Origin of the sequence: Paracoccus isoporae, from assembly GCF_900101865.1 — a bacterium.
GTDB classification, from domain to species: Bacteria; Pseudomonadota; Alphaproteobacteria; order Rhodobacterales; family Rhodobacteraceae; genus Paracoccus; species Paracoccus isoporae.
The window spans coordinates 1-11,735 of sequence record NZ_FNAH01000021.1 but is presented as its reverse complement, the minus strand read 5'-3'; the positions used below and the strand labels follow the sequence as shown (position 1 = coordinate 11,735).

The 11,735-nt window shown below is 62.5% G+C and carries 8 protein-coding genes, 2 tRNA genes and 1 pseudogene; 7 read left to right on the top strand and 4 right to left on the bottom strand.

The window, feature by feature from the left end; genetic code table 11:
- Window positions 1-132 precede the first annotated feature (132 nt).
- The 3 genes from BLT73_RS16665 to BLT73_RS16655 all read right to left on the bottom strand — a co-directional run bounded on the left by BLT73_RS16665 (window position 133) and on the right by BLT73_RS16655 (window position 3,396).
- Window positions 133-1,818, bottom strand: coding sequence for a calcium-binding protein (locus BLT73_RS16665; protein ID WP_090525708.1), 1,686 nt, complete (start codon window positions 1,816-1,818; stop codon window positions 133-135).
- 1,090 nt (window positions 1,819-2,908) lie between these two features.
- On the bottom strand, window positions 2,909-3,124 hold the full coding sequence (locus BLT73_RS16660; protein ID WP_090525706.1) for a hypothetical protein: 216 nt from the start codon (window positions 3,122-3,124) through the stop codon (window positions 2,909-2,911).
- A 182-nt stretch (window positions 3,125-3,306) separates the two neighbouring features.
- Window positions 3,307-3,396: transfer RNA gene (locus BLT73_RS16655), tRNA-Ser, on the bottom strand.
- A gap of 100 nt (window positions 3,397-3,496) precedes the next feature.
- Between BLT73_RS16655 and BLT73_RS16650 the strand changes: the two genes are divergently transcribed.
- The 6 genes from BLT73_RS16650 (at window position 3,497) to BLT73_RS16625 (ending at window position 10,810) form a co-directional block, all read left to right on the top strand.
- Entirely contained in the window at window positions 3,497-4,387 is an 891-nt protein-coding gene (locus BLT73_RS16650; RefSeq protein ID WP_090525704.1) for a hypothetical protein, read from the top strand.
- 11 nt (window positions 4,388-4,398) lie between these two features.
- Entirely contained in the window at window positions 4,399-5,457 is a 1,059-nt protein-coding gene (locus BLT73_RS16645) for an NUDIX domain-containing protein (RefSeq protein WP_143025718.1), read from the top strand.
- 92 nt (window positions 5,458-5,549) lie between these two features.
- Window positions 5,550-6,581: a cysteine synthase A gene (locus BLT73_RS16640; protein WP_090525700.1), complete on the top strand. Its 1,032-nt coding sequence runs from the start codon at window positions 5,550-5,552 to the stop codon at window positions 6,579-6,581.
- A gap of 2 nt (window positions 6,582-6,583) precedes the next feature.
- Window positions 6,584-9,058, top strand: coding sequence for a mechanosensitive ion channel family protein (locus BLT73_RS16635; RefSeq protein ID WP_090525699.1), 2,475 nt, complete (start codon window positions 6,584-6,586; stop codon window positions 9,056-9,058).
- A gap of 247 nt (window positions 9,059-9,305) precedes the next feature.
- On the top strand, window positions 9,306-10,673 hold the full coding sequence (hmgA, locus tag BLT73_RS16630) for a homogentisate 1,2-dioxygenase (protein WP_090525698.1): 1,368 nt from the start codon (window positions 9,306-9,308) through the stop codon (window positions 10,671-10,673).
- Between the two features lie 61 nt (window positions 10,674-10,734).
- Window positions 10,735-10,810 (top strand) — tRNA-Val (locus tag BLT73_RS16625).
- 84 nt (window positions 10,811-10,894) lie between these two features.
- On the opposite strand, the gene BLT73_RS17865 is transcribed toward BLT73_RS16625, so the two are convergent.
- Window positions 10,895-11,095 (bottom strand): site-specific integrase, encoded by a 201-nt coding sequence (locus tag BLT73_RS17865; RefSeq protein ID WP_090525697.1) that lies wholly within the window; start codon window positions 11,093-11,095, stop codon window positions 10,895-10,897.
- 100 nt (window positions 11,096-11,195) lie between these two features.
- On the opposite strand from BLT73_RS17865, the pseudogene BLT73_RS16615 reads away from it, so the two are divergent.
- A pseudogene (locus tag BLT73_RS16615) lies at window positions 11,196-11,536 on the top strand (transposase); the annotation flags it as partial.
- Window positions 11,537-11,735 lie beyond the last annotated feature (199 nt).

The following is an 11,735-nucleotide window of genomic DNA, read 5'->3' as shown; positions in this document are numbered from 1 at the left end:
GGACCGCCACCAAATGGCTCTGGACCTATAACAACGAACGTCCCAACATGGGCAACGGCGGGATCACACCCGCCATGAAGCTGAAAATGGCCGCGTGAATTCTACAGCCACGCCCCGTTAAAAAGGGGAGGATTACCAAAGCTCGTCGCCACCGGCAGCAATAACCATATCAGCGCCTGGCCCGGCGTTAATGGTATCTGCTCCGATGCCCGAGAAAATCACGTCGTGACCAGTTCCGCCGTCTACGCTGTCTGCACCCTTCCCGGCTGTGATAAGATCGTTTCCATCCTTTCCCATGATCACATCATCGCCGACATGGCCGCGAAGAATGTCATTGCTGGTCCCACCTACAATATGGTCATCCGTCATCTTCGTTCTCGGATCGGTTACATTGTGCGCGCCCTCAATGACCAATGGAGTACCCGGCTTCGTGAGAACCAGTACGACCATCTCTGACGGTGAAACTTCGATTCTTTCAGGCGCAGCATCACCAGAAAGAACCTTCATATCACCGCGGGCATCCGCAATTCGGCCTGGTGGAAGACTTGACGGGATAGACTCATCAAACCACGCCGTGACGGGCGAGTCCGCATCAACAAGGTGGTGGACGGTAACGTGAGTGCCGCCTTGCAACTCTTCCCAAGAGATGGTGCTTTTTTGCGGGCTCCCATTGAACGCGAATATGACCTTCTGAGCTTGGTCGCTAAAGCCAGTCAGGGTTACACCATGCCCAACAGTCAGTTGATCTGATGCTTCGCTGTCTGAGATCACCCTTTTTCCAAGCAAGCTCGCTTCTGCAATGTCGAACACCTGCCCAGTTGGAGTCGCTTTCGTAATAATCGTTCCTTCTTCGGTCTCACCGGGCGATAGCTTCGCATCGTACAGCTTGCTGGAGAGCCACTTGTAGTTCATACCCCAGTGGTGAACTTCGCCTACGCCCGATGCAATCCGGGACGACAATTGCTCGATCCAGACAGCGGCCTGGTGCACGCCAGTCGCGGTGAGCGGTGACACGTTGTACTCAGTCAGGGCGAACTTGAGGTCCGAACGGAACCCTTCGATGGTCGTGTACGCCCTCATCGGCTCGAGCGCCCAGTCTTCTTGCCACTGCATTTTCCGGGTCGCGTCAGGATAACTGTGCTGAACCACTGTCGAAACGAGCCCGCGACTGTCGACTGTCAGCATGCCGGCTATTTCTTCACTTTCGCGCACGCCGACAGGTTGCCATATGCCGCTAGCATCTTGTGTCGCGCGCCACTGTACTCCAGCTTGAAGACCGATATCGGGTTGTTGCCAGCCTGAAATTTTCTCAGACATCTCCTGAATGAAGTTCTTCAAGAGCGGAATCTGTTCGTTAGCGATCGCACCGTACTCCTTGGCACTGATGCGTTGCCAATACTCATTGCCGATCTCGAGCATTCTAATCTTGGCGCGTGGATGCTCGATCATAGCTTGCGAAAGAGCGTCTAGGTATTCAGAAAAGCCCGCCGAATCGAAGCTTTGTGTTGACTGATCAAAGAATTGGAAGGTAGGCACGACGACGGTCAAACCAGCCTCTTTCTCTACAGAAAACTGCAACGCCTCGCGAATGGTAACCACATAGTCAGGGCTTCCTGGCTCTGCCGGCTCGCCGAATATTCTGTCCAGCCCACCGTTATCCCACGTCGCCTTCTCGGTGACCGTACCTCCCGGATACCTAAAGTGATGGATTTGGATCTCTCTGGCCATCTGCCTGTAGGAGGATGAGCCTTTGAGAGAGTCGTTTGTCAGGATGATGTTGCCGCCAAAATGATCCTTCCGCACATACTCATCAGACACTGGGCGACCCTCCAAACTCTGTGCAGCTGCGAGACTTTGGAGGGTTGTCTATTTAGGACCAGTTATTCAGACGAGTTTCTTTGAGTGAAGTAAGATTTGAATTTGATGAGTTCTTTCGTTATTATGCATCAAGCATCTTTTTAATCGGCTGGTTCCACTGGAATTTAATTTTTTGGTAACATTCTGCACACACTGCAATCTCATAAAGTTAACGGGCAATAATTTTCTATACTTTCCGCATTGACCAAACTTATGAGGAATTCTTAGTCATTTTTTCATAAAATTCTGTCATCAAATGCTTCATGACCCTAGTCAACCATTTCGAGGTTTGTATGACAGAGAGCATCGCGGTCGCGAGTCTGAAAAATTCGGGCTCGACAGGAATTTCTGACCTATGGATCTGCGGGAGCGGATCAAGTTGCTCGTCGCGGCAAGTCAAGGGGGTAATAGCCTGTGAACCATACCGTTATATCGTATGCGCTTGTTCCCAAGAGAGAAGTCAAATGGCTAAAGATGCCCCTCGTCCGTCTTGGGTGTGATGATGGTTCGATGGGCGTTGCCAGGCCGGTACCGGAGCGTACTTTTCCGTTGATCCAGGTCTGTGACGTTCAGCGCAATGGGCCATCCGTTCAGGTCAATTTGCTAGGCTTGGACCATTAACTCAGGTCGGGAACTGCGAGACTTTTAGGCGTTCTCGAATTTAGGTCGAGACCTTCAAAGCTCTCCTGAGCGAGCAGAAGCCAGACTGCTAGAGCGCTCTGGCAGAAGTCTTAGGCAGCGCTTCTGGTACCTTGTGGGGGGGCCAGCCTGGGAAATTTCACCGATGGTTAGGCTCCAGACCCGTTCTTTTTCATAGTCAGAAGAGCACGGTGGCGGCGAGGGTGATTGCGGCCAATGTCATGGGTCTGTTCTGGGTGGTTCAGAAGCGACGACTCTGCGGCGGTTTCCCCAGGTCGAGACCGAGGATTGGGTGCGGATTGAGGTCCCTGCCGATTTCGTTGAGGCTCGCCTTTGTCGTCTGATTATTGCCGCTGAGGAAATGCGGCGCTTCGAGGCGACGAACGGGCTGACCGGATTTTCGTCTCTTCTGCTAGCGCACACTTCGCCAATCTGGAACAGTGGCCGACGCTCCACTGAGCCAGCACATCGACTTCTTCAGACTCCCCTGAATCCAACGCGCCAGCGGCATCGCTGCGGCCATCTTCTTTATGTCGCCAAGGTCCTGCATGAAGACCTGCTGGATACCGAGCGCTTCACGATCGAGGACCTTGTTCAGCGATCCGTTGCCGGCCCGCGTATAGCTCATGCGACGGGCGCAAGGCGAGTAATTTGTGCCGTAGAATGTGCAGTAAAATTCGATTGCTCCGGCGAAAGTCTCTGCAGCGACACCACGGAAATCGCGGACCTATACCGCCATTTTGCCCAACGAATACAGGCAATTCACGCGATTTACCGCGTATGAGTGAGCAACAAAAGTTTGGTTAATTTTGGCGGAGAGGGTGGGATTCGAACCCACGGAACCCTTGCAGGCTCAACGGTTTTCGAGACCGCCCCGTTCGACCACTCCGGCACCTCTCCGCGCTTTTTCGGTGTGGTGGGGGCGCATGTAGCGGGCGGGGGGTTGAAGCGCAAGGGGGTTTTCGGCGAAATGCCCGCATTCGCTTCAGGGATTCTCGTCATGCGCCAGATTCGCATCGCTGCGGCCGTGCTGGGCGCTTTGCTGGCCGCCGGTCTCATGTTTCCGCTGGCGGCCGCGGGCCAGACGATGCCCTCCGCCATCCGTGCGATGACCGATCGCGAGGATCTGGCCGAGCGGTTATGCGCGCGCGCCGCCTGCGCGCAACTCTCCCTCGCGATCGCGGCGGAATCGGGGATGTTCGCGGACCGTGTCGGGGCGGCGTATCTCGGCGGCAGCGGGGATGACTGGCGCGCGGAGGTGGCGCGGGTCCACGATCCGGCGCGGATCTCGGCGCTGCTGCTGGCGCGGCTGGAAGGGCGGCTGACGCCGGCGCTGATCTCCGATCCGGCGCTGCAGGCTGCGTTGGGGGCGACGGGGGTGTCGGCCGACAGCGATGCGCGGGGACTGGAACTCGCCGCGCGGGCCGAGTTGCAGCGCAACCGGGCGCTGCGCGGGACCCTGCGGCGGTGGATGGCGGATCGCCGCGCCGATGCGGGGGTGCTGCGCGCGATCCGCGCGCTCATCGACGAACAGGGGATGATCGGGGCGCGGGTCGCTTCCGGGATGAACCGGCAGATTGCCGCGGCGCGCGGCTTTGCCTCGGCAGGGGGGTACGGGTTTCCGATCTCGCTGCAGGATGTGGCGGCGGATCTGAGCCTGCAGCTGCCCGAATGGCGGGCGGAGGCGGAGCTGCATCTGGAACTGAGCCTCTACGCCGCCTATGCGCCGCTCGGCGCAGGCGCGATCGACCGGATCGCCCGCGCGCGCGGCACGGCGCCATCTCGTCTTCTCAGCCGTCTCGTCGCGGGGGCAGAGGCGGAGGTGCTGGACCAGCTTGCCGAGGAGACCGGGCGGGCCGCGGCACGGCGGCTGCGGGGCACGCCGCTGTGACGGCGGGACGGGTGATCCTGGTCGGACCGCTGGCCGCCCCGGAGATGCTGGCGGTGTTCGCGCTCTCGGGAGACCCGGTCCGGCTGCCGGGCGAGCTGAAAGGCGGCGCCGATGCCGGGATCGGCGGCGACTGGCCGCGATGGCGTCCGGGGCAGGGCGAGGTCGCGGGGGTGGCGGTGCGGCCTGACCCGGCGCTGATGCGCTATCTGGCGATCATGGGCCTGTCGCCGCGCCGCCATGACGGACTGGCGGTCTGGGGTCACGGCGATGGGGGCGGTGCCGACTGGTCTGGGGACCGGGCCGCGCTGATGGCGGAGGTCGCGCGTGATCTGCTTGCCCTTCCGCCGGACGAGCCCGCGGCTGACATTGCCAGGCGCCTGCCGCGCATTGCCGAGATCGCTTGGGGCCGGCTGCGTGCGGCGCTTGAGGCCGATCCGAGCGCCTGTCTGCCGGAGGCAGACGCTTCGCGGGTCGAGCTTCTGGCGCGGCGCGAGGCTTACGCGCGCTATTTCTCGGTTGAAGAGATCAGCCTGCGTCATCGCCGATATGATGGTGGCTGGTCGCCGGTGCTGGATCGCGAGGTCTTCCGGTCGGCCGATGCCGCATTGCTGCTGCCCTATGATCCGGGAACCGACCTTGTCATGGTCATCAGCCAGTTCCGCATCGGCCCGCTGGCGCGCGGTCAGGCGCAGTGCTGGATGCTGGAGCCGATCGCCGGGCGCATCGATGCGGGCGAGCGCCCCGAGGACGCAGCGCGGCGCGAAGCACAGGAAGAGGCCGGGATCGAGATCGGGCGCATCCACGCCCTGCCGCCGCATTATCCCACGCCGGGGGCGAACAGCGAGTTCTTCTATCCCTTCGTCGGGCTGGCCGATCTGTCCAGCCAGCGCGCTGGGGCGGGGTTCGGCCTGGCCGAGGAGGGCGAGGACATCGCCACCCATATCCTGCCGCGGGCGGAATTGCTGCGGCTTGTGATGGCGGGCCAGATCCAGTGCGGCCCGCTGATCGCCATGGCGTTCTGGCTGGACCGGATGGCGGATCAGATCGCCGGATCGCTGGCAGGATCGTGACCCGGCGGCCGTGATTTCGACACGCCAAGCCTTGCCGCCACAGGCCACGCTGGTATTGATCGGAACTGGACGTGACAGGAAAGGCCCCGAAGATGGACATCCGCCGTGATCTCGCCGCCGCGATCGGCAATACCCCTCTGATCCGCCTCAAGGGCCCCTCGGAGGCCACGGGATGCGAGATCCTCGGCAAGGCCGAATTCATGAATCCGGGCCAGTCGGTGAAGGACCGGGCGGCGCTCTATATCATCAAGGACGCGGTCGAGCGTGGCGCGCTGAAGCCGGGCGGCACGATCGTCGAGGGCACGGCGGGCAATACCGGGATCGGGCTGGCGCTTGTCGGCGCCTCGATGGGGTTCCGTTCCGTCATCGTGATCCCGGAGACGCAGAGCCAGGAAAAGAAGGACATGATCCGCCTGGCCGGGGCCGAGCTGGTGCAGGTGCCGGCGGTGCCCTATCGCAACCCGAACAACTATGTGCGCTATTCGGAGCGTCTGGCGCAGGCGCTCGCCGAGACCGAGGCGAATGGCGCGATTTGGGCCAACCAGTTCGACAACACCGCCAATCGCCGCGCCCATGAAGACACCACCGGGCCGGAGATCTGGGATCAGACCGACGGCAAGGTCGACGGGTTCATCTGCGCGGTCGGCTCCGGCGGCACGCTGGCGGGGGTGGCGGATGCGCTGCAGCCGAAGGGCGTGACGATCGGTCTGGCCGACCCGGAGGGCGCGGCGCTGCATTCCTTCTACACCACCGGCGAATTCGACAGCCCCGGCTCCTCGATCACCGAGGGGATCGGGCAGGGCCGCATCACCGCCAATCTGGAAGGGTTCACCCCCGATCACAGCTATCGGATCCCGGATGCGGAGGCGCTCGACGTGCTGTTCCGGCTGGCATCCGAGGAAGGGCTGGTGCTGGGCGGCTCGTCCGGGATCAATGTCGCGGGCGCGATCCGGCTGGCGGGCGATCTGGGGCCGGGCAAGACCATCGTGACGGTGCTCTGCGACGCCGGGAACCGCTATCAGACCAAGCTCTACAACCCGGAGTTCCTGCGTGAGAAGGGGCTGCCGGTGCCGGAATGGCTGGATAGCGCGCCGGCGGACATGCCTGAAGTCTTCGAGGAATAGTCTTGTTTTTCAACGTAATTCGCGCGGCGCTGATGGCGCTGCTGCTGCTGGCGTCGCAGGTCGCGGCGCAGGAGACGACCCGGATCGACTATTCGGCCTGGGAGGCGTTCGCCAGCCAGGCAGAAGCCGCGCTGGAAGATCCCGACACAGCCCCCAGCCAGCTTGATTCCATCCGCGACAACGCGACCGAATGGCGCGAGCGGTTCGAGCAGGCGCAGCAGATCAACGCGCCGCGTATCCGCACCATCAAGGACCAGATCGCAGCCCTCGGCCCGGCCCCCGCGGAGGGCGAGAGCGAGGCGGAGGAGACCGCCAACCGGCGAGAGGAGCTGAATGCGCAGCTCTCGGAGTTGCAGGCACCGGGCCTGGCCGCGACGGAAGCGTTCAGCCGCGCCGATGCCATGGTCGTCCATGTCGATGAGATCGAGCGCGAGCGCGAGGCACGGGTGCTGATGACGCAGACCCCGTCGCCGCTGATGCCGTCAAGCTGGATGGCGGCGGCGCGCGATGGCGCCGCCGTGGCCGCCGGTGTGGCCGACGAGGCGCGGCGGGCCTGGGCGCGGCGCGGCCAGGTCGAGGATCCGGGTCAGCTTCTCATCTATCTCGTGGCGGCGGTGGCGCTGCTTTATGGGCGGCATCTGGTGGACCGGCTGCCATCGCTGATCGGGGCGCGGGCGCAGGGTGACGCGCGCGCGGTCATCGCCTTCACCGTGTCGCTGGGCCAGATCATGGTGCCGATGATCGGGATCTTCCTGATCGCCTATGCGCTGGATTCGACCGGTCTGTTCGGCGAATGGCTGAAACCCATCCTGCTGGGATGGCCGCTGGCCGGGCTGGTGTTCTTCATCGGCCGCTGGCTGATCCGCACGCTGTTCGCCGCCGAGCCGGTCGCCTATGCCACGCTGCTGATGCCGCAGGGCGCGCGCAGCCTGTCGCGGCTTTACGGCACCGGGCTGATCGTGGTGCTGGCGCTGCATGTGTGGTTGTCCAATGCCGGGCTGCCGCTGTCGGGATTTCTGCGCGGCGACGGGGCGCCGCCGGTCATCCCTTACGAGTTCAGCGCGGCCGGCGCCGGTGTGATCCACTTCGTGCTGATCCTGGCGGGCGGGTTCTTCCTGTTCCAGTTCGCCAACATCCTGCGGCGGATGACGAAATTCCACGGCAGCGATACGCCGCCCTATCGCGCCACGATCCTGTCCTTCGTCGGCCGTCTCATGCGGCTGCTGGTGATCGCCACGCTGGCGGCGACGATGCTGGGCTATGTGAACGGCGCGAATGCGGTGTTCTGGCCGGCGGTGAAAAGCCTCGGTCTGATCGGGCTTTTGATCTTGTTGCAGGATTTCTGCGCCGATCTCTACTCGCTGATGCGCCGCAGCCGCGAGGGGGCGCGGGACTCGCTGATCCCGATCCTGATCGGGCTGATCCTCATCATCTGCTCGCTGCCGCTTTTCGCGCTGATCTGGGGCGCGTCGCTCAGCGATCTGGGCGAGGCCTGGACGCAGATCTCGCATGGCGTGGCCCTGGGCGGCATCCGCCTGTCGCCGGGCGCGGTGCTGACCTTCCTGCTGGTCTTCGTCGTGGGCTACATGGTGACGAAATGGCTTCAGGGGGCGCTGCGCAGCACCATCCTGCCGCGCACCAGCCTGGACCAGGGTGCGCAGACCGCGGCGGTGTCCGGGCTGGGCTATATCGGTGTGTTCCTTGCCGCGATGTTCGCCATCACCTCGGCGGGGATCGACCTGTCGAGCCTCGCCATCGTCGCCGGTGCGCTGTCGGTGGGCATCGGTTTCGGTCTTCAGAACATCGTGTCGAATTTCGTCTCGGGCATCATCCTGCTGATCGAACGCCCGATCAGCGTTGGCGACTGGGTCGAGGCGGGCGGCCAGCAGGGTTTCGTGCAGGATGTCTCGGTCCGCTCCACCCGGATCAAGACCTTCGACCAGACCGATGTGATCGTGCCCAACAGCGATCTCATCAGCCTGCCGGTGACGAACTGGACCCGCGGCAATGCGCGCGGCCGGATCATCATCCAGGTCGGCGTGGCCTATGGCACCGACACCCGCAAGGTCGAACGCATCCTGATGGAGATCGCCGAGGATCAGCCGACCGTGCTGTTCGATCCGGCCCCGGCGGTGCTGTTCATGGGCTTCGGTGCCGACAGCCTGGATTTCGAGATCCGCGCCATCCTGTCCGACATCACCGGCGGGCTGGGCGTGTCGTCCGAGATCCGCCACCAGATCGCCGCCCGATTTGCCGAGGAAGGGATCGAGATCCCCTTCGCGCAGCGCGATGTCTGGCTGCGCAACCCCGAGACGCTGCGCAGCGACTCCGCGCGCGAAGATGGCGGCGCGGCGGGGGATGGTGCGCGCGACATCCCCGACGACCCGCCGGAGGAACCGAGCCTGCCGCCCCCCGATCCCCGCACCATCGCCGAGTTCCCCTCGGACGGGGATGGCAGCGGCGACGGCGATTACTGATCCGCCGCGGCCGGGCAGTGGCCCCGGTCGCGCTGCGGAGGTCTCGGCGCCCGCCGCTCGGCAGGTTGCGAATGCATGTCAACGTGATGACCGCCCCTGACGGATCGGGGTCCGGCCGCCCCGGCGCGGCGGCCATGCCCCCGCGCGGCGCCATCCCGCCGTGGCTCAATTGCCCGCCCGCGTCATCAGAGGTTGACTTAGTTGCAGTTGCAACTTATTTTGCCTGCAACGCATCAAGGGGGAAGCCATGACCATCGACGCCCTGCCGCAAGGCATGATCCGTGCCGCGAGCAAGAACGGCACCGACGCGCATGAGGGCTACATGCCCGGCTTCGGCAATGATTTCGAGACCGAGGCGCTGCCCGGCGCGCTGCCGCAGGGGCAGAACTCGCCGCAAAAGGTGAATTACGGGCTGTATGCCGAACAGCTCTCCGGCACCGCCTTCACCGCGCCGCGCGGCCAGAACGAGCGGACCTGGTGCTACCGCATCCGCCCTTCCGTCAAACATGTGGGGCGGTTCTCGAAGATCGACGTCCCCTACTGGAAATCCGCGCCCCATGTGCTGCCCGATGTCATCAGCCTTGGCCAGTATCGCTGGGATCCGGTGCCGCATACCGAGGAGAAGCTGACCTGGATCACCGGGATGCGGACCATGACCACTGCGGGCGACGTGAACACGCAAGTCGGTATGGCGTCGCATATCTATCTCGTCACGGAATCGATGCGGGACGAATATTTCTACAGCGCCGACAGCGAGTTGCTGGTCGTTCCTCAGGAAGGTCGGCTGCGTTTCGCGACGGAGCTCGGCATCATCGACCTGGAGCCGCGCGAGATCGCGATCATCCCGCGCGGCCTCGTCTACCGGGTCGAGTTGCTGGACGGCCCGGCGCGCGGCTTCGTCTGCGAGAATTACGGCCAGAAATTCGACCTGCCCGGCCGAGGCCCGATCGGCGCGAACTGCCTCGCCAATCCGCGCGACTTCAAATGCCCCGTGGCGGCCTTCGAGGATCGCGAGGCGCGCTCGCGCGTGGTCATCAAATGGTGCGGCCAGTTCCATGAAAGCTATATCGACCACTCACCGCTGGATATCGTCGCCTGGCACGGCAATTACTGCGCCTATAAATATGATCTGCGGACCTATTCCCCGGTCGGCGCGATCCTGTTCGACCATCCCGACCCGTCGATATTTACCGTGCTGACCGCGCCATCCGGGCAGGAGGGGACGGCGAATATCGACTTCGTGCTGTTCCGCGAACGCTGGATGGTGGCCGAACACAGTTTCCGCCCGCCCTGGTATCACAAGAACATCATGTCCGAGATGATGGGCAATATCGCCGGGATCTATGACGCCAAGCCTGAGGGCTTCATCCCCGGCGGCACCTCGCTCCACAACATGATGCTGCCCCACGGCCCCGACCGCGACGCGTTCGAACACGGCTCGACCGAGAAGATGGCGCCGGTCAAGCAGGACAACACCATGCAGTTCATGTTCGAGACCCGCTTCCCCCAGCAACTCACCGAATTCGCCGCGAATGAGGCGCCCTTGCAGGATAACTACGCCGATTGCTGGGACAGTCTGGAAAAGAAATTCGACGGCGCGCCGGGCGAGAAATAGGGCCAAAACCGCTTGATCGCGCCGCCGCGCCGGGCTACTTCGGCGCGGTTCGCAGTTGCGCGGGCGGTTAGCTCAGCTGGTAGAGCGCTTCGTTTACACCGAAGATGTCGGGGGTTCGAATCCCTCACCGCCCACCAACTAACCCGTAAATTTTGATGCATTCTCTCTGCGACTGATCTGCGCCTGTGAAATGCGCTCCGTTCTGCTGAACCTAAGTGCGTCTATCGTAGCTCCATTTTCAGGCTCGTGAAGTCGAGAATAATTTCCGTGTCCTGCATGCGGTCTGGCACGTGCCGGCCGTAGGTTGAACGAGTGCCAGAGATGTTGTTATGACCCAGTACCTGCGCCACCCTCTTGATCGGGGAGCCCTCCGAGAGCATCGTGAGCGCAGTCGGGTAACGTAAGTCGTGGATCCGGACCATGCCGACATTGGAGCGTGCCACGGTGTTTATAGCGCCTGACCCAGCCCCCTGAAATCAGGCCAGTGAGGTGTTAGCAATCCGTCCAAACAAAGGATGGACCATGAAACGCAGATTTAGTGACGAGCAGATCATTAGAATGATCAAGGAGTATGAGGCTGGGGTGAAGGCGCAGGAGCTGTGCCGGAAATACGGGATCAGCGATGCGACTTTCTATAAGTACAAGGCCAAATTTGGCGGGATGAACGTGTCGGACGCCAAGAAGCTGCGGGCCCTTGAGGACGAGAACAATCGTCTGAAGCGGATATTGGCGGATGCCATGCTGGACAACGCCGCGCTGAAAGATCTCGCGATAAAAAACTACTGACGCCCGATGTCAAAAGGCGAGCCGTGTCGGACGTGATGGCTCGGCACGGCCTGTCGGAACGTCGGGCGTGCGAACTGGCTGACCTTCACAGGTCAGTCTTCCAATATAAGAAACAGGATCAGGGCGATGCAGCCCTGCGGGTAATCCTCCCCTTTTTAACGGGGCGTGGCTGTAGAATTCACGCGGCCATTTTCAGCTTCATGGCGGGTGTGATCCCGCCGTTGCCCATGTTGGGACGTTCGTTGTTATAGGTCCAGAGCCATTTGGTGGCGGTCC